This is a genomic window from Mesorhizobium sp. URHB0026 (assembly GCF_054059755.1).
Genome location: NZ_JBSSCN010000001.1, coordinates 5,291,726 through 5,312,522 on the forward strand (window position 1 = coordinate 5,291,726; position 20,797 = coordinate 5,312,522).

General features: G+C 64.7%; 25 protein-coding genes and 1 pseudogene. 13 read left to right on the forward strand and 13 right to left on the reverse strand.

Features of this window, described 5'->3' with window-relative positions:
- The first annotated feature begins 33 nt into the window (after positions 1-33).
- A complete protein-coding gene (locus ACVWWD_RS26035) occupies positions 34-1,647 on the forward strand; it encodes an ABC transporter substrate-binding protein (RefSeq protein ID WP_023774043.1) in 1,614 nt (537 codons plus the stop codon).
- A gap of 88 nt (positions 1,648-1,735) precedes the next feature.
- The gene (locus tag ACVWWD_RS26040) at positions 1,736-2,836 is read left to right on the forward strand and encodes a serine hydrolase domain-containing protein (protein ID WP_023782835.1); all 1,101 of its coding nucleotides are present in this window, start codon (positions 1,736-1,738) and stop codon (positions 2,834-2,836) included.
- 6 nt (positions 2,837-2,842) lie between these two features.
- Here ACVWWD_RS26040 and ACVWWD_RS26045 read toward each other — a convergent pair whose 3' ends face one another.
- Positions 2,843-3,406, reverse strand: coding sequence for a cytochrome b (locus tag ACVWWD_RS26045; protein WP_352547479.1), 564 nt, complete (start codon positions 3,404-3,406; stop codon positions 2,843-2,845).
- Between the two features lie 142 nt (positions 3,407-3,548).
- Entirely contained in the window at positions 3,549-4,268 is a 720-nt protein-coding gene (locus tag ACVWWD_RS26050) for a 3-keto-5-aminohexanoate cleavage protein (protein WP_352547481.1), read from the reverse strand.
- Between the two features lie 276 nt (positions 4,269-4,544).
- Between ACVWWD_RS26050 and ACVWWD_RS26055 the strand changes: the two genes are divergently transcribed.
- Positions 4,545-4,739, forward strand: a complete 195-nt coding sequence (locus ACVWWD_RS26055) for a hypothetical protein (RefSeq protein WP_352547483.1) — start codon at positions 4,545-4,547, stop codon at positions 4,737-4,739.
- A 95-nt stretch (positions 4,740-4,834) separates the two neighbouring features.
- Here ACVWWD_RS26055 and ACVWWD_RS26060 read toward each other — a convergent pair whose 3' ends face one another.
- Positions 4,835-6,940 (reverse strand): EAL domain-containing protein, encoded by a 2,106-nt coding sequence (locus ACVWWD_RS26060; protein ID WP_352547485.1) that lies wholly within the window; start codon positions 6,938-6,940, stop codon positions 4,835-4,837.
- Between the two features lie 228 nt (positions 6,941-7,168).
- Between ACVWWD_RS26060 and ACVWWD_RS26065 the strand changes: the two are divergent.
- Positions 7,169-7,617: pseudogene (locus tag ACVWWD_RS26065) on the forward strand (ester cyclase).
- A gap of 61 nt (positions 7,618-7,678) precedes the next feature.
- On the opposite strand, the gene ACVWWD_RS26070 reads toward ACVWWD_RS26065, so the two are convergent.
- Entirely contained in the window at positions 7,679-8,209 is a 531-nt protein-coding gene (locus tag ACVWWD_RS26070) for a hypothetical protein (protein ID WP_352547487.1), read from the reverse strand.
- Positions 8,210-8,336: 127 nt separating this feature from the next.
- Positions 8,337-8,663 (reverse strand): DUF1330 domain-containing protein, encoded by a 327-nt coding sequence (locus ACVWWD_RS26075; RefSeq protein WP_023774036.1) that lies wholly within the window; start codon positions 8,661-8,663, stop codon positions 8,337-8,339.
- Between the two features lie 176 nt (positions 8,664-8,839).
- On the opposite strand from ACVWWD_RS26075, the gene ACVWWD_RS26080 reads away from it, so the two are divergent.
- The 5 genes from ACVWWD_RS26080 (at position 8,840) to ACVWWD_RS26100 (ending at position 12,376) form a co-directional block, all read left to right on the forward strand.
- Positions 8,840-9,532, forward strand: a complete 693-nt coding sequence (locus ACVWWD_RS26080; protein WP_023774035.1) for a winged helix-turn-helix transcriptional regulator — start codon at positions 8,840-8,842, stop codon at positions 9,530-9,532.
- A gap of 64 nt (positions 9,533-9,596) precedes the next feature.
- Positions 9,597-10,715: a bifunctional DNA-binding transcriptional regulator/O6-methylguanine-DNA methyltransferase Ada gene (gene ada / locus ACVWWD_RS26085; RefSeq protein WP_457103645.1), complete on the forward strand. Its 1,119-nt coding sequence runs from the start codon at positions 9,597-9,599 to the stop codon at positions 10,713-10,715.
- 14 nt (positions 10,716-10,729) lie between these two features.
- A complete protein-coding gene (locus ACVWWD_RS26090; protein ID WP_245273940.1) occupies positions 10,730-10,948 on the forward strand; it encodes a hypothetical protein in 219 nt (72 codons plus the stop codon).
- Positions 10,949-11,084: 136 nt separating this feature from the next.
- Positions 11,085-11,636, forward strand: coding sequence for a methylated-DNA--[protein]-cysteine S-methyltransferase (locus ACVWWD_RS26095; RefSeq protein WP_352547490.1), 552 nt, complete (start codon positions 11,085-11,087; stop codon positions 11,634-11,636).
- On the forward strand, positions 11,633-12,376 hold the full coding sequence (locus ACVWWD_RS26100) for a 2OG-Fe(II) oxygenase (RefSeq protein ID WP_352547492.1): 744 nt from the start codon (positions 11,633-11,635) through the stop codon (positions 12,374-12,376). Before ACVWWD_RS26095 ends, ACVWWD_RS26100 begins: the two co-directional genes overlap by 4 nt.
- On the opposite strand, the gene ACVWWD_RS26105 is transcribed toward ACVWWD_RS26100, so the two are convergent.
- On the reverse strand, positions 12,361-13,287 hold the full coding sequence (locus ACVWWD_RS26105) for a LysR family transcriptional regulator (protein ID WP_352547494.1): 927 nt from the start codon (positions 13,285-13,287) through the stop codon (positions 12,361-12,363). The genes ACVWWD_RS26100 and ACVWWD_RS26105 overlap by 16 nt on opposite strands.
- A 185-nt stretch (positions 13,288-13,472) precedes the next feature.
- Between ACVWWD_RS26105 and ACVWWD_RS26110 the strand changes: the two genes are divergently transcribed.
- The 3 genes from ACVWWD_RS26110 to ACVWWD_RS26120 all read left to right on the forward strand — a co-directional run bounded on the left by ACVWWD_RS26110 (position 13,473) and on the right by ACVWWD_RS26120 (position 15,084).
- Positions 13,473-14,387: an alpha/beta fold hydrolase gene (locus tag ACVWWD_RS26110; RefSeq protein WP_023795763.1), complete on the forward strand. Its 915-nt coding sequence runs from the start codon at positions 13,473-13,475 to the stop codon at positions 14,385-14,387.
- A 144-nt stretch (positions 14,388-14,531) separates the two neighbouring features.
- Positions 14,532-14,903 (forward strand): alpha/beta fold hydrolase, encoded by a 372-nt coding sequence (locus ACVWWD_RS26115; RefSeq protein ID WP_352547496.1) that lies wholly within the window; start codon positions 14,532-14,534, stop codon positions 14,901-14,903.
- Entirely contained in the window at positions 14,839-15,084 is a 246-nt protein-coding gene (locus tag ACVWWD_RS26120) for a hypothetical protein (protein WP_352547498.1), read from the forward strand. Before ACVWWD_RS26115 ends, ACVWWD_RS26120 begins: the two co-directional genes overlap by 65 nt.
- A gap of 44 nt (positions 15,085-15,128) precedes the next feature.
- On the opposite strand, the gene ACVWWD_RS26125 is transcribed toward ACVWWD_RS26120, so the two are convergent.
- The 7 genes from ACVWWD_RS26125 to ACVWWD_RS26155 form a co-directional block, all read right to left on the reverse strand.
- Positions 15,129-16,061, reverse strand: a complete 933-nt coding sequence (locus ACVWWD_RS26125) for a sigma-70 family RNA polymerase sigma factor (protein WP_352547500.1) — start codon at positions 16,059-16,061, stop codon at positions 15,129-15,131.
- Positions 16,058-16,588: a dihydrofolate reductase family protein gene (locus ACVWWD_RS26130; protein ID WP_352547502.1), complete on the reverse strand. Its 531-nt coding sequence runs from the start codon at positions 16,586-16,588 to the stop codon at positions 16,058-16,060. The genes ACVWWD_RS26125 and ACVWWD_RS26130 overlap by 4 nt, the downstream gene beginning before the upstream one ends.
- Positions 16,589-16,590: 2 nt before the next feature.
- A complete protein-coding gene (locus tag ACVWWD_RS26135; protein ID WP_457103496.1) occupies positions 16,591-17,529 on the reverse strand; it encodes an alpha/beta hydrolase in 939 nt (312 codons plus the stop codon).
- Between the two features lie 104 nt (positions 17,530-17,633).
- On the reverse strand, positions 17,634-18,515 hold the full coding sequence (locus tag ACVWWD_RS26140; protein WP_352547506.1) for an SDR family oxidoreductase: 882 nt from the start codon (positions 18,513-18,515) through the stop codon (positions 17,634-17,636).
- A 122-nt stretch (positions 18,516-18,637) separates the two neighbouring features.
- A complete protein-coding gene (locus ACVWWD_RS26145; protein ID WP_023774024.1) occupies positions 18,638-19,225 on the reverse strand; it encodes a dihydrofolate reductase family protein in 588 nt (195 codons plus the stop codon).
- Between the two features lie 37 nt (positions 19,226-19,262).
- Positions 19,263-19,694, reverse strand: coding sequence for a Rossmann-fold NAD(P)-binding domain-containing protein (locus tag ACVWWD_RS26150; RefSeq protein WP_352547508.1), 432 nt, complete (start codon positions 19,692-19,694; stop codon positions 19,263-19,265).
- Positions 19,655-20,140, reverse strand: coding sequence for an SDR family oxidoreductase (locus ACVWWD_RS26155; protein WP_352547510.1), 486 nt, complete (start codon positions 20,138-20,140; stop codon positions 19,655-19,657). Before ACVWWD_RS26155 ends, ACVWWD_RS26150 begins: the two co-directional genes overlap by 40 nt.
- Positions 20,141-20,250: 110 nt before the next feature.
- On the opposite strand from ACVWWD_RS26155, the gene ACVWWD_RS26160 reads away from it, so the two are divergent.
- Positions 20,251-20,667 (forward strand): winged helix-turn-helix transcriptional regulator, encoded by a 417-nt coding sequence (locus ACVWWD_RS26160; RefSeq protein ID WP_023774022.1) that lies wholly within the window; start codon positions 20,251-20,253, stop codon positions 20,665-20,667.
- Positions 20,668-20,797 lie beyond the last annotated feature (130 nt).

The following is a 20,797-nucleotide window of genomic DNA, read 5'->3' on the forward strand; positions in this document are numbered from 1 at the left end:
TCAACCCCGAATGCGTCATCAGGAGCGTTTGCGATGAAATCTATGCGCGCGGTGCTTGTCACGTCCCTTCTTGCCACGTCCCTTCTGGCCTCATCCGTCCTTCTCGGCGGGCAGGCCTACGCCAAGACGCTGGTCTATTGCTCGGAAGCCAATCCCGAGACCTTCAACCCGGCGATCGGCATCGCCGATTCCACCATGGACGCCGCCGCAAAGACGATCTTCAACCGGCTGGTCGAGTTCAAGCCGGGCACGACCGAGGTCGGACCGGCGCTGGCCGAAAGCTGGGACGTCTCGTCGGATGGCAAGACCTACACTTTCCATCTCAGGCACGACGTGAAGTTTCAGTCGAACGAGCATTTTTCGCCCACGCGCAACTTCGATGCCGACGACGTGCTCTACACCTTCAACCGCCAGCGCGACGCCAACAATCCCTATCACAAGCTTGGCGGCGGCTCTTACGAGTACTTCAACGCGTTGGGCATGGGCACGCTGATCGGGAAAATAGACAAGGTCGACGATTACACCGTGCGCTTCACCCTGACGGCTCCCAACGTCACCTTCCTGGCCGGGCTGGCACTCGACTATCTCTCCATCCTGTCGCTGGAACAGACCGAAAAGATGGTCGCGGCCGGCACGCCGGAATTGATCGATAGCATGCCGGTCGGCACCGGCCCGTTCGTGCTTGAGGCCTATGTGCCCGACAGCCAGGTCCGCTACGCCGCCAACAAGGATTACTGGCGCGGCGCGCCGAAGATCGACACGCTGGTCTTCGCCGTCACGCCCGAGCCGACGACCCGTGTCGAGCGCATCAAGGCCAATGAATGCCAGGTCGCCGCCCCGCCGCCGCCAAGTGCTGTCGCCGACCTGCGCAGCGATCCCGACATCACGGTCCTCGACCTCAAGGGCCAGAACATCGGCATCCTCGGCTTCAATGTCGAGCATCCGCCACTGGGCGACGTGCGCGTGCGCACGGCACTGGCCAAGGCCATCGACCGCAAGGCGATCGTCGATGCGGTCTACGCCGGCGCCGGCACGGTGGCCGGCAGCGTCGTGCCGCCGGCGCAGCTTGGCGCCGTCACCGATGCCGGCATCGACTACGATCCCGATGGCGCCAAGAAACTGCTCAAGGAATCGGGCCACGAAAGCGGCTTCAAGATCAGCCTGTGGGCGATGCCGGTGTCGCGCCCCTACAACCCCAACGCCAAGCGCATGGCCGAGATGATCCAGGCCGACTGGGCGAAGGTCGGCGTGCACACGGAGATCGTCAGCTTCGAATGGGGCGAATACCTCAAGCGCACCGCTGCGGGCGAACAGGACGCCTTCCTGCTCGGCGGCAGCAGCGACAATGGCGATCCCGACAACATGCTGAGCTATCTGCTCTCCTGCGACGGCGTGAAGGGCGGCTCCAACCGCTCGCGCTGGTGCGACAAGGGTTTCGAGAAGCTGCTCGATGAGGGCCGCGTTGCCGCCGACCCGAAAGAGCGCGCCGCGATCTATGGAAAGGCGCAGGCCATCCTGAAGGCCGAGGTGCCGGTGGCGCCGATCGCCCATTCGATGGTGGCGATCCCGATCCGCAAGAGCGTCCTAAACTACGTGCTCGACCCCTTCGGCCGGCAGAATTTCGCCGCCGTCGACATGGCGGAGTGAGGCTTGTCACGCCGGGTGCCCCCTCATCAAAGGCAAAACGCCAGCCGATTTGCGAAGATCCCGCGATCCAAAAAAAAGCGAGACCACCGTGCCAAAAGACCTGAACGCTCTCCTCGATGCCTACCTCGGCGATGGCGCGGTGGGTGCGTCGCTCGCCTATGCCAGGGGTGACACCACACCGACCGCCCTCACCGCGGGACTCGCCGATCGCGCGCAGGGCACGCCCGTCACGTCGGACCATCTGTTCAAGATCGGCAGCTGCACCAAGACCTTCGTCGCAGCGGCCCTCGTCAAGCTCGCCGAGACCGGCGAGCTCGACCTCGGCGCGCCGATCGCCTCCTGGTTCCCGGACCTGCCTGGCGCCAAAACCATTTCGGTACGCCAGCTGATCAACCATCGCAGCGGCCTGCCGGAATTCGAATATTACATCCCGATGGACCCGAGCCGGCAATGGACGCCGCAACAGCTGGTCGACATCGCGTTCGCCTCCGACAAGCAGAAGGCGCCGGGCGGACCTGCCGTTTACAACAACACCGGCTATGTGCTGGCCGGCCTTCTGATCGAGGCGGTCGCGAAAGACTCTCTGGGCGGTTATGTCAGGACCGCGATACTGCAGCCGCTCGGCCTGAAAAATACCTGGTCGCCGGCGACCGAAACCTTTCCGGAAAAATCGATGGTGCGCGGCTATTACCATCGGCCACCGCCGGCGCCGAACGCGCCCACCGATATAGCCTCGGGCGGCGAGATGTGGCGCATGGACGGCGTGCTGCCCTACTGCAATGAACTGCAGGATTCGTCCGACTCCTTCCCGTTCGCCGCCGCCTATGGCTGCGGCGACATGGTGTCGACCCCGTCAGACATGGTCGGCTTCATGCGTGGCCTGTTCTCCGGCAAGCTGCTGTCGCCCTCCTTCTTCGCCGAGATGTTCGAACACCGCGTACCGGCGAGTTTTCCAGGCACACGCATGCGGGAGACGGGCGCGGGCATGTTCCGGAGCGCCTATGCCGGCCGCGCCTTCTACGGCCACCAGGGCAGCATTCCGGGCTACGTCGCCGTCATGCTGCACGACCCCGAGACGGACCTCACCATCGCCATGACCAGTAATGTCGGCTCCGGCAATCGCCTCTCCTTCCAGGCCAGTGGCCTGCACGGGGTCGTCGATCAGGCGATCCGTATCATTCTCGACTGACCACGTTCAGCCGCCCCGGCGCGACGACGGATCGGGCAGGCCCGGCAGCATCTGGCTCAGCACCCGGTCGCGAAGGAAGAAATGGTGGAAGATGGCGGCGGCCGCGTGCAGGCCGGCGAGCCACATCATGACGTCGCCGAGCGTGCCGTGAATCTCCGCCAGCGGCGCGCCCCAGCTGCCCGAAAATGGACCGATCGCTCCCAATCCATAGACAGTAACCGGGTGGCCGCCGAACAAGGCGCCGACCATGGCTGTCGCCGGAACCGCGAACAGCAGCGCATAGAGCGCCCAATGCGTTGCCTTCGAGGCGACCCCCATCCAGGACGGCATGGCCGGGGCATCGGGAACACGATCGAACCGGCGCCAGATCAGGCGAACGACCAGCAAGCAGAAAACGGTGAAGCCGAGCGACTCGTGCAGCAGCAGCGTCGACGCCCTGGCCGCCGAATAGACCCGCTCCGGCGGACCGCCCGCCGAGACCAGGAAGGCAATGAGCACCAGCAGTGCCGTCAGCCAATGAAATGCCTGGGCGAGGCGCCCATAGCGGGTTGTCGTGCCGGACAGCGACATGCGAGAGCTCCGAAACGGTTGGACATCTCCCCTCGCTCGTGAATGTGGCCTTATTTCAGCTGTTCCTCAATCGCCTTGCTGCGCGAATGGCATCGCCGAGTTCGCTGGCGGCGCAGCCCGACAAGGTCCGACAAGGTTCAGCTTAACTCGTGGAGCGGAAGATTGTGGCGGCGCCAGCCACCATCTCGGCATTGTCCCTAGCCACCGTTCCATCGGCGAGCGTCTTGCCGTCCTCCAGCCCGACTCGTGTCGACCAGCGCTTTTGCCGCGCAAGATGCACGAACGGCCAGACCGTGCCGTCGACGCCGTGCAGCAGGATCTGCCGCCGCACGCCTGCGCGGTCGAGCACGGCGGCGATGTCATGCGCCTCGTCGAGGGCTCCAGGCAGGTCCGGTATGTCGATCTCGATCAGGATGCGCAGTACGCGGCCGTGATCGGCGAGCGCCACGAAGCGCTCGGCATCTTCCGTCGTGGCCAGCCCCGCCTCGATGCCGACGCCCTGCTTGCGCAACAGCTCCATCACGGCGGGCGCGTCGGCTTCCGAAAGATTGACCGAGGCATAATCGGGCAGTTCCCGCCAGGCGGCGATCGCCGCGCGGGTGCGCGCCACATCGTTCTCGATCCAGTCGCCGGTCGAGACGCCGATCAATGTGCCCGGGCAGGCTTGGCGCACGGCAAGGACCGTCGCATCCACCGCCGCCAGGCTTTCGCGCCCGTCGGCGCCGCGCGGATGGATGTGCAGTTCGGCGGCACCCGCGGCGACGCAGGAAGCGGCATCGCCGGCCATAGCCTGTGCCGTCAGCGGCAGCGTGGGATGGAAATCGCGCGGACGCGCGCCGTTGATGCAGGCTTGAACGATCATCGATTTCACCTCGGACTAAAGAGCGCACTCCAGCTCTGTGCCTTTTACGCAATTCCGGACGGAAACCGGTTACACACTTTCCTGGGATTGCTTGTCTTATGACTCTAGCCGCGCCGCCAAACCGTGCAAAGCCATGGCGCCCTGACACGGCGGCGCCGCCGCCAGGGCGCCTCTCACGGCATTCGCCGGCATTTGAATAAAAGGCGCCTGGGGATATTTACGCCACTTTGCGCCAGGCCGGCCAATATCCATCAGGGCGGGATCATGGAGGGACCATTGACCAGCGATTTTTCAGCCGCCCGTCTCCATCTCGAACGCGCCTACCACTATCTGCGCGGCAATGACGAGACGAGCTGCGCCACATGCGAGGCCCTCGACCTGTTGATCGAGATGGTGGCGGAAGCACAACACAGGAAGCCGGAACCCGGAGTGCTGGAATTTCCGCGAGCGTCGGCGCGCCGACTCGGCTGAACAGCACGCGTGGAATTGGTTCAGCCTGCGCATCAAGTCTGCGTCTTCACGCTTGGCGCTCCAGGCCGTTTTTGGAGCGACGTGCATCTGATCCGTCAGGACGCCCTGCGTCTCGATGCGGCGCCGGCCATTCGAGCCGCTTGCGCCACGACCCGCTCCAGCGGTTCGGGCCGGTGCAGCAGAAAACCCTGACCGAACTCGACGCCCATATCGCCCAGCATGGCCACCGTGTCCTGCCGCTCGATCTTTTCGCCCACCACGGTGCAACCGAGGCTGCGGGCAATGCTGGTGATGGCCAGCACGATCTCGCGATCGAAGCGGCTTTCGGTGACGTGTTCGATGAAGGAGCCATCGATCTTGATCGCGTCGACCGGAAAGCGCCTGAGATATTCGAACGAACTCATGCCGGCGCCGAAATCGTCGAGGCTGACCCGGCAGCTCCGCTCGCGCGCCTTGCGCACGAACGCCTCGGCCGCATCGAAATTGGTGACGGCGGCGGTTTCGGTGATCTCGAAGCCGATACCGAAATGCGGCGTCCCGGTTTCCTCGATGACCCGGTCGACAAAATCCCATAGTCCCGGGTCGCTCAGCGTCTGCGCCGACAGGTTGAAGCCGAGCGTGATCGCGCCGGACTTCATCGCCGCGCCGTGCCGAGACAGCGCGGTGCGGATGATCCAGCGGTCGAGCCGCGCGGCAACGCCGAAGCGCTCCGCCGCCGGAATGAACTCGCCAGGCGGGATCAGCCGGCCACCCTGTCCGGCAAGCCGCGCCAGCACCTCGACATGGCGGCTCTCTTCCCAGGGCCTGCCCAGCAGGTGGATCTGCTGGCCGAACAATTTCAGCCTGCCGTCATCCATGGCGTCGACCGTGTCGGCTGCGAGCCGAGCCGCGTTGAGGCCGACCGAACCGGAGACGGCATCGGTCGAAAACAGCGCGAAGCGATCGCGCCCGGCGGCCTTGGCCGCGTAGCAGGCATCGTCGGCGCAGGCCAGCGCGTCGGCAACCGTGGTGGCACGGTCGCGGACGATGGTGATGCCGATGCTGGCCGCCAGCCGGCGCGACGTCGCGGCAAGGCCAAGATCGGCGTCGCGCACGGCCGCCAGGATGGCGGCGGCCAGACCTTCTGCTTGAACGGCGTCGCAATCGGGCACCATCAGGGCAAACTCGTCGCCGCCGAGCCGCGCCGCATGCGCCGATGGCGGCAGGCAGCGGCCGATACCCGCCGCGACGCTCTTCAGCGCCAGATCGCCCGCGGCATGGCCGGCGAAATCGTTGAGGGCCTTGAAGTAGTCGAGGTCGACATAGAACACCGCCAGCGGCACGGCAGTGGTGATGTGGTGGGCGAGCAGCCGGTCGAAGGCGGCGCGGTTCCAAAGGCCGGTCAGTGCGTCGTGTCGGGCGGCGAAGGCAAGCTCCTGTTCGCGCAACTTGTCCTCGGTGATGTCGCGCACGGTGCCCAGGACCTGGCCCGCGGCACCGGCGGCGGCGATGAAGCGCAGCAGCGAATCGACATGGCGGATCTGGCCGTCGCGCTTGATAATGCGGTACTGCGCGGCGATGACGCCGTCGCTTTCCAACGGCACCCTGTGGGCGCGTTCGGCGGCGTCCTTGTCGTCGGGATGCAGGTAGCTGTGCCAGAGATCGGCCGTCACCTCGTCGGTCACTGCGACGAGGCCGAATATCTCTCTTGTGCGCGCGTCCCAATAGCTCTTGTTGGTAGCGATGTCGTAGTGCCAGATACCGGTGCCGCTGGCGGCGAGCGCCAGGCGAAAGCGGATATTGACCTGTTCGAGCGCGGCTTCGGCCGCCTTCTGCTTGGAGATGTCGGTCTGCACGCCCATCAGCCTGAGCGGCTTCCCGTCGGCGTCGCTCTCGACGATGCCGCCTCGGTCGAGCACCCAAACCCAATGGCCCTGCTTGTGCTTGAGCCTGAGTTCGGTCTCGATGGCGTCGGTCAGCCCGGCAATGTGGCGGTCGCCACTGGCCTGCGCCCGTTCCCGATCGTCGGGATGGGTAAGCTGCAGCCACAGGTCACTGGTATTGGCGAGTTCGCCCTCCTCGTAACCCAGCATTCGCGCCCAGGTCGCCGAATAGAAGCAGTCGCCGGTGCTGAGATCCCAGTCCCAGACGCCAAGATGGGCCCGCTCCAGGGCCTTGGCCCAAAACGCTCCGCTGCGACTTTTCTTACCCTGACCCGCCATCGTCCGTTCCGCCACCCCCGCCCCTGGGCAATCTGCGGCAAAACCAGAGAAGAAACCGTTACCGGGCCGCGGAAGGGCGGAATGTCCACCCTCCCGGCGACGATCTTGGCATCAGCCTTTTGATTGGCGGGCAAGAACCGGAGTTTGGCGCGCCTCGATTGATCATAGGAATGGCCGTGTTCACCAGCCAGTCCGGTGATCGCGAAGCAAGACAAAAAGGACCTCCCAATGACCAAGCAGGAAGACAACAAGGCCGTCGTAATCAGATGGTTCACCGACTTCTGGGGTGAAACCTGCGACCTCTCCGCCGTCGATGCCGTCGCCGCCCCCGATATGCTGCTCAAATACTCGCTGCACGAGCCGCGCCGCGGCGCGCCGACATCAAGGCATTCATGACCGATTTTCGTGCAGCCTTCCCGGATCTCAACTTCTGGGCCACCGCCGATCTCATCGCCGAGGGCGACTACGTCGTCGGCCAGTGGGAAGGGGGCGGCACGCATACCGGCCCGGCCTTCGGCGATTTTCTCATCGGTTCGCTGCCCGCCGCGACGGGCCGCACGATGCGCTTCACCGGCACCACGGTGCTCAAGGTGATCGACGGCAGGATCGTCGAGGAAATCGGCCTCGACGACGGCGTCGCCGCCCTCACCCAGCTCGGGCTGATCAAGACCGCCTGAGAAACTTCACCCAGAATCGAGACTTCGGCCAGGCGGCATTGGCGCCGCCTGGCTATGCCGCTTACTGGCTCGGCGCCATCGCGTGTTCGCACGACACTTTCGGGTTCATGTCGGCGAACGTGCCGGTCGGGTTGCCTTTCCAGGCCCAGACATGCAGTTCGTAGAACTCACCCAGGCCATAGCGATTGGGCGCGCTGTTGAAGTTGAACAGCTGTCCCTCGAGCGACGCCGGCCCCTTCGAGGTGATGTATTCGACCGCCACCAGCTTCAGCGTGCCGTCGGCCATCGGCTCGTACATCACCGCTTCGGGACGGGCGATGTCGATCTTGTCGTCCTTCAGGTACCCGCCATTGACATAGTGGATGCCCATGGCGCCGCCGGTGATACCGCTGGCGCAGGGAATGGGCGCATAGCCTTCCGCCGTCGCGGCGTTGAAGTCGAGAAACCGGCTGTTGGCGGCCCGCACCTTTTCGGCCAGCGGATTGGCACCGGACGCGGTTTCGGCCGCCTCCTGATGCGCCTGGGCAAAGGTGGTGCAGACGGCCAGAATGGCCCCTGCCACGAAAAGCCCGTTGCGAAAATCGCGTATCATGTTTGTTCCATTCTTCTTGAAAAAGCACAGCGGGCCGGCCGCCGAAAATACGGAGGCCCGGCAGGCAAGCGCTGTGACTGTTGTTGCCTGGTGACCCGGGATACGGTGCAAGGAATGCCGGGAGAGATCATCCCTTCGGCAGATACGGGATCGTTCCTGCCAGATCGGTGTCGTCGATCAGCTGGAAACGGCTGTCGCTGCCGCCCTGGCGGGCCGAAACGAAAGGCGCGTAGGCCGGATCGTCGGTGAAGGCGCGCGCCGCCGCTTCCGACGGGAACGCCATCAGGGCGATCAGCGTGGTGTCGAGCGGCTTGCCTTCGAGCGTCTTCACATTGCCGCTGCGCGACAGATATTTGCCGCCATGCTTGTGGACGAGGTCGTGCACCGAGGCGGCATAGGCCGGCACCCATTTCGGGTCCTTCATCTTGATATCGGCGATAACGTAAGCAGTCATTGTCGTCTCCTGGTTGCGGCGCACAGGGATATCCCGTGCAACCGTCCAATGGGTTCGCATGGCGGGGCCCGAGCCGACCAGTCCGCGATCTGTACTGGGCCGGTACAGTTTCTGTACTCGCCGCTTCAATCACGAAGGACTAATGTTCTCCCAAGGTTCGAGGGAGAGGCACGGTCATGACCCAGCACGGATACAAACAGTTCTGCCCGCTATCGATGGCCGCCGAGGTGCTGTGCACCCGCTGGACGATGGTGCTGATGCGAGAGCTTGTGGCCGGTTCGACCCGTTTCAATGACTTGCGCCGCGGCGTGCCCAAAATGTCGCCGACCCTTCTGTCGCAACGGCTTAAGGAGCTTGAGCTGGCAGGAATCGTCGAGCGCAAGGAGGTCCTGGGAGAAAAAGGAATCTTCGACTATCGGCTGACGGAAGCCGGCCGCGATTTGCGCCCGGTGGTCGAGGCGATGGGCTTCTGGGGCCAGAAATGGGTCGAATCCAGGCTGTCGCTCAAAAACCTCGATCCGTCGCTGCTGATGTGGGACATGCGGCGCAATTTGAACCCCTCGCCGCTGCCCGAGGGACGCACGGTGATACAATTTCTGTATCAAGAACTCCCCGCCTCCAAACGCTCCTGGTGGCTGATCGTCGAAAAGCACGGCGAAGTCGACCTGTGCTGGTACGATCCGGGCTTCGACGTCGACCTCTATGTCTCGACCGACCTGCACACGATGACGGCGATCTGGATGGGAGTGCTCACCGTCGAGAAGGCCGGTGCGAAGGTCACCCTGACCGGCGACCAGGCCATCGGCAGGAAAATGCAGGCCTGGCTGGGGCTGAGCCCGTTCGCGGTGGAACCCAAACGCGCGGCGTAGGCACGCGCGGGCCCTGTCAGGAAACGGGTGGCGAGGCCGGCTTTTGGCGGCTTCAATGCCGGCCATGTTCATCGCCCTGGCCAAACATCTGCAACCCGCGCCGCTGCCGGTCGCCCACGATCCGCGCTGGGCCCGCATCGTCGCGCGCGACAAGTCGGCCGATGGCGCGTTCTGGTATTCGGTGGCGACAACCGGCGTCTATTGCCGGCCCTCCTGTCCGTCGCGGCGCGCCAACCCCGCCAATGTCCAGTTGCACGACACTTTGCAGGCGGCGAAGGCGACAGGCTTTCGCCCATGCCGGCGCTGCAATCCGGACGGCCCTTCGCTCGAGGCCGCCAACGCCGCCATGGTCGCCGATGCCTGCCGCAGGATCGAAGAGAGCGAGGACGAACCGCTACTTGCCGAACTGGCTGCCGCCGCCGGCCGCAGCCCCGGCTATTTCCACCGCGTCTTCAAGGCGATCACCGGGCTGACACCGAAGGACTATGCCGCGGCACGGCGGGCCGCCCGCGTCCGCCAGGGTCTCGAGGACGGCGCCAGCGTGACGGCGGCAATCTATGACGCCGGCTTCAATTCGAGCGGGCGTTTCTATGAAAAGTCCACCGGCATGCTCGGCATGACGCCGACGCGCTACCGTTCCGGCGGCACCAACGAGGACATCCGCTTCGCCGTCGGCGAATCCTCGCTCGGTGCCATCCTGGTCGCGTCGAGCCGAAAAGGCGTCGCTTCGATTCTGCTCGGCGACGATCCCGACGCGCTGGTGCGCGACCTACAGGACCGCTTCCCCAAGGCCCGGCTGATCGGTGGCGACCGCGACTACGAGGCGCTGGTCTCCCGCGTCGTCGGTTTAGTCGAGGCGCCGGCGCTCGGTCTCGACCTGCCGCTCGACGTGCGCGGCACCGCGTTCCAGCAGCGCGTCTGGCAGGCCTTGCGGGACATCCCGGCTGGCCGCACGGTTTCCTATGCCGAGATCGCCGGCCGTGTCGGTGCTCCCAAGGCGACCCGCGCCGTCGCCGCCGCCTGTGCCGCCAATGCCCACGCGGTCGTCATCCCTTGCCATCGTGTGATCCGGAAGGATGGCGCCCTGTCGGGCTATGCCTGGGGCGCCGAGCGCAAACGCGCGCTGCTCGACCGCGAGGCCGGCGAGGCTGCTGACAATGCCCACCGGTCCTCGCGGGCCTGACCGCAATGCGCGCGATGGCCAGGTCTTCCACCGCCGGTGCGAACGGTCAGGTCGCCAACGGCGCTGCCGTCAGCCTGGAGGACGCGAAGGCGCTGGTGTTGGCTGCCATTGGCGAGCTTGTCGAGGATGGCAAGGCCGAGTGGCGCCGCATGGCGACCGGCGAGTTCGAGCTGCGGCTGATATCAGGCGAAGTTTTTTTGCTGGGCGAGATCGGCGTCACCCGTGTCGCATGAGGGTGGTCAAAAACCGCACTCGACGGCACCTGCTTTCGCCGTTCAGCCCCCAGGGATTTGAATTTGAAAGCAAGCACCGGAGTGAGGAACATCAGGCACATGGCTAGGGTTCAGGCACACAGAAGGAGTGAAGGCAATGAACCACATGCAACCCGATCTCAAGGCGACAGCCGCCAGCGTCGTCCTCGACACCATCACCTATGCCATCGGCCAGTCGGCGCTTGGGAACATCCTGGCGGCGCGCGGCCCCATCGGCGTCTGCGCCATCCTCATCGGCTCCGACGCCGGCACGTTGCGGCAGGACCTCGCCAACCGCTTCCCCGGCAGGGTGCTGCTCGAAGACGCGGCCTGCCTGCGCGATGATCTCGCGGCGATAGCGCGCTTCATCGAAACGCCCGGCGCGGGTCTCGACCTGCCGCTCGACATGCGTCACGGCACGCCCTTCCAGCAGCGCGTGTGGGAGGCGCTGCGCGCCATCCGGTGCGGTGCCACGGTCACCTACACCGCCCTTGCCCGGCGCCTCGGCATGCCGGAGGGCGCCCGCGCCGTGGCGACTGCCTGTGCCGCCAATGCCATCGCGCTCGGCATTCCCTGCCACCGCGTGTTGCGCGCCGACGGTTCGCTGTCCGGCTACCGCTGGGGCATAGAACGCAAGCGCGTATTGCTGGAAAGGGAGGCCGCGATATGAACGCCGACGCCAAGGTCGCGCCATCGCTGATCGAAGCCGCCGAGACACGCATCGCCGCCTATGATTGGCCGGCGCTCGCCACCGAGCTCGACGGCTTCGGCTGCGCGGTGATGGAAAAGCTGCTCTCCGCCGATGAGTGCCGGCAACTCGCCGGCCTCTATCCACAGGAGCAGCATTTCCGCAGCCACATCCTTATGGCCAGGCATGGTTTCGGCAAGGGCGAATACCGCTATTTCCGCTATCCCTTGCCCGATCTGGTCGGCGGCCTGCGCGGCGCGCTGTACCCCAGGCTGGCCGAGGTCGCCAACCGGTGGAACGAGCGCATGGGCGTCGCCACGCGCTACCCCGCCACGCATGCCGCGTTTCTCGACCAATGCCATGCCGCCGGCCAGGTCAGGCCGACGCCGCTTTTGCTGCAATATGTGCCCGGCGACTTCAACTGCCTGCACCAGGACCTCTATGGCGACCTCGCCTTCCCGCTGCAGGTGGCGATCCTGCTTTCCGAGCCGGGCGAGGATTTCACCGGCGGCGAATTCGCTTTGACCGAACAGCGGCCGCGCATGCAGAGCCGGGTCGAAGTGGTGCCCTTGCGCCAGGGCGATGCGGTGGCCTTCGCGGTCCACAACCGGCCGGTGCAGGGCACGAAAGGCAATTACCGCGTCAACCTGCGCCACGGCGTCAGCCGCCTGCGCTCAGGCATGCGCCACACGATCGGCATCATTTTTCACGATGCGAAATGAGCGCCGGCTCGAGCCTCCCAATAGGGCGGATCGCCAAAGGCATCGCGCAGCCATGCGGTCAGCGCGCGCAGTTTGGCGGAACCGCGCCTGTCCTCGGGACAGGCTATATAGATGGCGGCTCCTTCAGGCTCGGCGCCGACATCGATGACCGTCAATCGCCTGTCGGCGATCTCGGTCCGGATGAAATAGGCGGGGAGCAGTGTCAGGCCGAGGCCGGCAAGGGCTGCGTCGCGCATCAAAATCCCATTGTTGACGCGCAGCGCGGTTTGCGGGCGGATCGTCACCAGCCGCCGCGAAATCTTGAACCGCCAGTCGGCTGCACCCCGGATGGAAAAGATGATGCCCTTGTGGCGTTTCAGCTCGTCGGTGGTCGCCGGCCGTCCGAATCGCTCGACATAGTCCGGTGAGGCGACCAAGAAGCGACGGCTGGAAGCCAGCTTCCTGACGATGACGGCTCCGTCATCGACGATCGGCCCGTGACGCACGATGGCATCGTAGCCATCGGCCACTATGCTGACGAAACGATCGTCGAGATCGAGCGTCAGCTCAACCCCCGGGTACCTGGCGAGGAAGCCATACAGCGCCGGGCCGAGATGGAGAATGCCGAAACTTGTCGGCGCCGATATCCTGAGCGGTCCGGCGAGTTCGCCGCGCTGTTCGGCGATTTCGGCTTTGGCCTCGACCACCTCCTGCATGATGCGCTTGGCGCGCTCGTAAAAGCCTCGCCCCGCTTCGGTGATCGAGAGTTTGCGGGTGGTGCGGTCCAGCAGCTTTGTGCCGAGGCCGCGTTCAAGCTCCGACAGCCGTTCGCTGATGACGGATTTGGACAGGTTCATGCGCCTGGCCGCCTCGGTGATCGAACCGGATTCCGCGACGGCGACGAAGGCGGCGGCGGATTCGAGCTTCAGCATTGTTCGGCTTTCCCGAATTCACAATCAGGCGACCGACGCCTAACGAAATCAAGGACATGGTGTCATAGTTCACAAAACCGCGATACCGCGGTGATAGAGCAATTCCAGGAAAAGTGCGTAGCGGTTTTCCGTCCGGAAATTGCGCAGAACAAAGATTCCAAAACAAAATCTCCAGGAGTGATTTCATGTTTCGTCCTTTGGTCATCGTGCTCGGGTTGTTGGCAATGAGTGTCCCGGCTTCGGCCCGCGTGGTCGCTTTTCCTGCCAGTTTCAAGACGCAGACGATCAAGACCAACGGCACCAGCCTGCACGTCCGCGTCGGCGGAAAAGGTCCGGCGGTTGTACTCCTGCATGGCTTCGGCGATACCGGCGACATGTGGGCTCCGGCCGCGATAGCCCTGATGAAGGATCACACGGTGATCGTGCCGGACCTGCGCGGCATGGGCCTTTCGGCGCACCCGGACAGCGGCTACACCAAGAAGAACCAGGCGGTCGACATCGCCGGCGTGATGGACGCGCTGAGGGTCGACAAGGCCGATCTGGTGACACACGACATCGGCAACATGGTCGGCTATGCGCTAGCCGCGCAGTATGCGAAGCGCATCACCAAATGGGTTGTCATTGACGCGCCGCTGCCGGGCATCGGCGATTGGGACAAGATCAAGCAAAGCCCGCTTCTGTGGCACTTCAACTTCCGCGGCCCCGATATGGAGCGGCTGGTCGCAGGCCGCGAGCGCATCTACCTCGACCGCTTCTACAATGAACTGTCGGCCGATCCGAAGAAGATCGACGAGGCGACGCGCGTCCACTACGCAAAACTCTATGCGCGGCCGCATGCCATGCATGACGCCTTCGAGCAGTTCAAGGCATTCGACGAGGACGCCATCGACAACCAGGCGATGCTTTCCAACGACGGCAAACTGCCCATGCCGGTGCTGGCGGCCGGCGCGGAGAAATCGGCAGGCACGACACAGGCCGACGTCCTGCGGTTCGTTGCGTCGGACGTGACGGGCGCCATCGTGCCAGCGTCCGGCCATTGGATCATGGAGGAAAACCCGGATGCCACCGTCAGGCTGATTACAGATTTCCTCGCCAAGTAACAGCACGGCTTCAGCGACCACTGCGCCCAGCAAGGGTGCGGCCCTTCGCGACGATGGGAGACGTTCTATTCCGCTAACGCATTTTCCTGGCTCGCTCTGGGAACCGCGTTCTCCTGACGGCGACAGCACCGGCGTCAGCCGCCGATGTTCCAAAAGAAAACGGTCGTCCTGGTGCATGGCGCCTTCGCCGACGGCTCGAGCTGGAGCAAGGTCATTCCCTTGCTGGAGGCCAAGGGGCTCAATGTGGTGGCGGTGCAAAATCCGCTGAGCTCGCTTGCCGCCGATGTCGGCGCAACCAAGCGCGTCATCGATGCCCAGCAGGGGCCGGTCATTCTGGTCGGCCATTCCTGGGGCGGTGTCGTCATCAGTCAGGCGGGCGTGGACGACAAGGTCAAGGCGGTGGTCTACGTCGCCGCCTTCGCGCCGCCAAAGGGCCTGTCGGTGAACGATCTTGGCGAGGGCCAGCCGGCACCTGATCGCCGCCACGCAAGGTCCGCCCTTTGCCGGCATTTTTGACGAGAAGCTCACTGCCGCCGCCTACGAGACCAAGCCGAGCTTCTACATCGTCACCAGTCATCATGGCATGATACCGCCGGCTGCCGAAGCGGCGATGGCCAAGGCGATCGGCGCTGAGGTGACCGAGCTTGCGACCAGCCACGTCGCCATGCTCGCTAAGCCCCGCGAAGTCGCTGGGTGAAGTAGGCAGAGAAACGATACCGGCGAGGAGACAGGATAAATCCATTACCCCTCCGCGTTTGCCATCTCCAGCATCCATGGACACGCGTAGTAATCGGCAATGCTGTCGATCACCCCGCCCGTGGCGCCGATCCGGACCAGATACGCCTGCCGCCAGACCTCGCCATATTGCCTGTCGACGACCAGCACCATCTCCCCTTCGAACGTGCCTGGCCGCATGCGCCAGGGCAGTTCGCTGCGCTGATATTCGACGAAGTAGGGCGAAGCCGAGAGCAACCCGCTGTAGCAATCCGACACTTGCAGGCGTGCATCGGCGCTGGTCAGTGCGCGCACGCCGTCCCAGTCCCTGGCGTTGAAGAGCGCGACATAGCGATCAAGCAGCCGCTCCAGTTCGGGATCGTGTGGCGGTGCCGCTGCCGGTTGCGCGGGTAGAGCGGCGAGTTTGGCGCGGCCGCGGCTGAGCGCCGACTTGACGCCGCCCGATGTCGAGCCGACCAGCTCGGCGATCTCCTCCAGCGAGTGGTCGAAGACATCCTTGAGCAGCACGCAGGCACGCTCCTTCGGTGGCAGATGCACCACCAACCGCTCGATGGCGCGGCCGGCGCCCGGACCGGCCGGCTCGACCGGCTGCACCATGTCGTCGCCGCCGTAGAAGGCTTCGGCCGCGTGCCGCGTGCGGCGATTGCGGATGAAATCGATGCACCTGTTATGCGCGATGCGGAAAAGCCACGGCCGGAGCGCCCGCGCATCGTCGAGCAGCTCGATCTTGCGATAGGCCTCGAACAGCGCCTCCTGCATGATGTCCTCGCCATCCAGCGCCGAGCCGGTCATGCGCGCGCAATAGCCATGCAGCCTGGCGCGTAGATGCGAAACCGTCTCCAGGAACGCGGCGTAGCGCAGGTCGAACACGCGGTCGGACCCGGGCCAGGCCCGCATACCTTGCGCCGTGTCGGGGGATTTGCGGATCTGCTGGTTCATCGCGGCACATAGGTCAGCGTCACCACGCCATTGGCAAAACGGTGCGTGTCGACCAGTTCGAGATCGATCGGCCCGACGTCGTCGAAGGCGCGCTTGCCGTGCCCGACACATGTCGGCACGATCGACAGATGATACTCATCCACCAACCCAGCGGAAAGCAAGGTGCGGTCGAGTTGCGACACGCCATATTTCAGGATGTCGCCGCCCGGCTGGCGTTTCAGCGCCGCGAGCGCCTCGGCGACGTCGCCCGTGATCAGCTCGGCATTCCACGACACCGTCTTCAGCGTCGTCGAGGCAACCAGCTTCTTCAGGCCGTTGATGCGGTCCATGTACGGACCCTTGACCTCAGGCCAGCGCGCGAAGAACATCTCGTAGGTGGCGCGGCCAAGCAGGAAGAACTCGACGTTCGAAAGCGCCTGCAAGGCGTGCTCCACATTGTCTCCGACGAAGAATGGCGAGGCCCACGTCATCGGCGCCTCGATGACGCCATCCAGGGAGACGAAACTCGATACGATCAGCCGCCGCATGCTCACGCAGCCTTTTCGCTGGTCTTCTCACCGGCGGCCGGCAGCCCCAGTCTCGGCCGTACCCACGCGGCGAAGCGGGCAATGGCGTCGTCGGCCTCCGGCGCCCGCCCTGCCATCATCTGGAAAGAGTGGAGCATGCCGTCAAAGACGTCGAGCCGCGTCTCGACCCCCGCCTGCCTCGCCCGCTCGGCGAACATCCGGCTTTCGTCGGCCAGCGTCTCGTCGGCGCCGGCCTGCAGGAAGACGGGCGGAAAGCCTGAGAGGTCGGCGTAGAGCGGGCTGACTTCGGGATCGCGCCGATCGGCATCGCCGATGAAATTGGCCGCTAGCCAGTCGACGGCTTCCCTGGCGAAGGCCGGATCTCTGTCGCGGTTGGTGTCGTAGCTGGCGCCCGTCAACGCCATGTCGAACCAGCCGGAGATGATCAGCGTGGCGACGGGCAGTGGCCGCCTTTGCGCGCGCAGCCGCTGCAGGACGCCATAGGTCAGCACCGCGCCGCAGGAGTCGCCGGCGATCACGATCCGCTTGGGGTCGAAGCCTTGGTCGACGAGCCAGTCCCAGGCCGATGTCGCGGCTTCGAGCTGGGCCGGATGCTTGGCTTGGTGCGCCAGCGGATAATCGTAGAGCAGCGCCCGGCAGCCGATAGCCTTGGCGAGATTGCCGACCAGCTTGCGGTGGGTGTAGATCGAGCCGCCGATGAAGCCGCCACCATGCGCATAAAACAGCACCCGCTGCTCGTCGGCGCCCTTCGGCACGACCCACATCGCCGGCACGCCGCCGGCATCGACCTCGATGTAATCGACGCCGCCCGGCTCGCCGGTCAGCGCCGTCCAGTGCATATCGTCGTGGTCGATGATGGCCCGCGGGCTGGTCAACTTGCCTGCATTCGCCGCGAGCGCGGCGTAGTGGTTCCTGTTTGCCTGACTTTGCATGCTCGCCATGACTGTTTCTCCGTTGCTGCCGATCGCGGTCCGGCGCGACCTTCAGGCAAGAGACGGACGGGCAGGTAAAAAGGATACGTGCCGACCTGCTTTTTTTCGGCGGCCTACGCCCCGCCCCGCAACATCGCCGCGTGGCGTTGGGCGAATTCGACGAACGGCGTTGCGCGCACGCCGAACATCTCGTGAGTGGCAAGATGCACCCGCGATTTCGGCCGCCGCAGCCGCTCGGCCAACTGCTCGTCCAGTGCATCGGCGAAGTCGGCGGGAACGCCGGCGGCCAGCAGGTTGCGTCGGCGGTCCTGCGGGCTGATGTCGACATAGCGGACCGGCTTGCCTATCGCCTGCGAAATCCGCGCCGCGATATCGCTCATCGTCAGCGCCTCGGGTCCGGTCATGTCGAGGCTCTCGCCTTCATGGCCGCCATCGCGCAGCAGACGGGCGGCGACCTTGGCGATATCCTCGACATCGACCGGCGACAGTTCGGTGCCGCCAAGCGCCAGATAGAAAGCGCCTTCGGCGGCGATGGTCGGCGCGTCGCGCAGATAGACCTGCATGAACTGGCTGGGGCGCAGATGCGTCCACGCCATGCCGGCTCCTTCGAGATAGCGCTCGACCTCTTCATGCATGCGTGTGAAGCGGAACTTCGTCGCGTCATAGCCGATGTTGGATTCGGCACCGGAAAACTTCACCACATGCGCGACGCCGGCCTGCTTGCAGGCGTCGATAAAACGGCACTGCGTCTCGACCATGTCTTGCGCGGCGGTCGAAATCATCAGCACGCGATCGACACCATCGAGGGCCGCGCCAAGCGCCTCCGCCCGCCGCATATCGCCCTCGGCCAGCTCGACGCCGGCAAGTCCGCCGAGCCCTGCCGCGGATGCCCGGTCAAGATCGCGAACCAGCGCCCTCACTTGATGCCTCTGCCGCGCGAACTCGCGCACGATTGCCATGCCGTTCAGGCCGGTGGCGCCTGTCACCAGGATCATCTGTCTCTCCATTCAGAATTGATGCGGCCGCCCTTCCGGCGACCCACCTAGAAGACGAAGAGAAGCGGGCAAAGGATTCCGGCCAAATGTCTTTTACCGGCGTGCGGCCCGCACGCCCGCGATCAACCTGCCGGCGCGTAGCGGCTGACCACCATGCCGCAGGCATAAGCCTTCGAACCAAGCAGAAGCAGGTTTTGGAACCCGCCTTGGTCGAAAATGCGGCGGCCGGCGCCCAGCACGGCCGGATTGACGAACAGCTGGAACTCGTCGATCAATCCGGCCGCGATCAGCGCCGACGCAAAGCCAGCCCCGCCGAAGACGGCCATGTCGCCGCCCTCACCCGCCTTCAATGCGTTGACCTCGCGCGGCAGGTCGCCGCTCACCACCGTCGTGCGCTCCCATCGCGAGGTCTCGAGCCTGTCGCTCGGCACCACCTTGCGCGCGTCGACGATGCGCTGGGCGAAGGCATAAAACGAATCGGCCGGATATTTGCTCGCCGCATGGCCCCAATGGGCGAGATAACCTTCCTCAGCCATCTTGCGGCTGAGCAGCACGGTGTCGATGCCGGCAAACACGGCGTTGAAATCACGCTTCAGCTCCTCGTCCCACCCGATGTCGTCGCCCCATCCCCAGAGTTGCCAGGGATGGTCGGCATCGCCGCCGACGAAACCGTCGACCGACATCTGCATCTGAAGGATCAGCTTTTTCATGGGGTTCTCCTCGTTTCCGGATTCCAGTCAGGAAGGATCACGCCGCGTTTTGCGAACGGGCAAAGGCTTGTGCCCAGCTTTCGAAAGTGGTCGGCGTGGCGTTGCGGATTGACGGTGCCTCAAGCGCCCAGCGTTCACCCTTGTTGAAACTCGCCGCCGTTTCGCCGAGCGCATCGGCAAAGCTCGGTGACAGGCCGCTGGCGATCATCCCGGCGCGCGCCTCAGTGAATGGGGCCGCCTTGTAAGCGACCTGCCTCCCCATCGCGCTGCCAAGGATCGCGGTGGCCTGCTCCAAGGCATAGTAGCCGCCGCCATGCAATTCGATGATCCGCTCGCTTGGAAAACGCGTGGCGTCCAGCAGGGCGGCGGCGCGCTGGCCGACATCGCTGGCAGCAATCAAAGGCATCGGCGGATCGCCCCGGAACGGCGTCATGAAGATGCCGGAAGCGGCCTGCTGGACAAAGCCCATGCCCTTGGCGAAGTTCTCCATGAAGAATGAGGCGCGCAAAAACACCAGTTCGTGGAGGCCGAGCGCCGCCAGCCGTTCTCCATCAAGGCGGCGCCGAGCGAAGTTCCCATCCTGAGATGGGCGTTGAGGCCGCTGAGCAGCACGACGCGGCGCACGCCTGACTTCGCGATCGCCGCCGCCAGCCGCGCACCGACTTCATCCTCGAAGCGATGAAGATCCGGCGCCGTGATGTCGAACGGAATCATTACATAGGCGCTGTCGGCACCGGAAAAGGCGGTGGCGAGCGCGTCGCTATCGTCAAGCGCCACACCCAGGCTGCGCGCCACGCCGCGCACAATATGCCCCCGCCCGGTCAGGACCTGGGCGACCGCCTTGCCAACCTCGTTGGTAGCCCCGACGACCACGACGGTTCTTGGTGTGCTGATTTTCCCGATGGCCTGGCTCATGACGTCCTCCTGCTGGCCAAGTTGCGATCTAACGATTTACTTTTGGAAGCATTTGACTGATGGAAAGAATGATGTCAATAGTAAAGTGATTTAACAATGGAACCATAGAGATGTCAACGCGTGAAAGATCCGGCTGCCCCATCAACCTGTCGCTGGAACTGCTCGGCGATCGCTGGACGTTGCTCATCATCCGCGACCTGGTCTTCGCCGGCAAAAAGCATTTTCGCGAGTTCCTGCAATCCGATGAAGGCATCTCCTCGCGCACATTGGCCGAGCGGCTGCAGACGCTGCAAGACGAAGGCATCCTCACCCGCAGCGACGACCCCAGCCACGGGCTGAAGGCGATCTATCGGCTGACCGAAGCCGGCATCGATCTCCTGCCGGTGCTGGCGACGCTTGGCGCCTGGGGCAGCAAGCACCGCAAGTCCGACGACAAGCTCGCCCGTATCGCAGACGAACTGTCGGCCGGCGGCGGGCCGGCGCTGGAACGGATGAAGGCGGCACTGCGGGCGGAGCATGTTGTCTAGGAAGTGCGCTGCCTCCCTCTTCCTGTGGAGAAGCAGGAGCTTTGCGCGCCTCGGTTACTCCTAAAGAGCACCGATGCGCCAAAGATCAATTGACAATGATCTCTATTTGTTCACTATATGTTCCTATCTA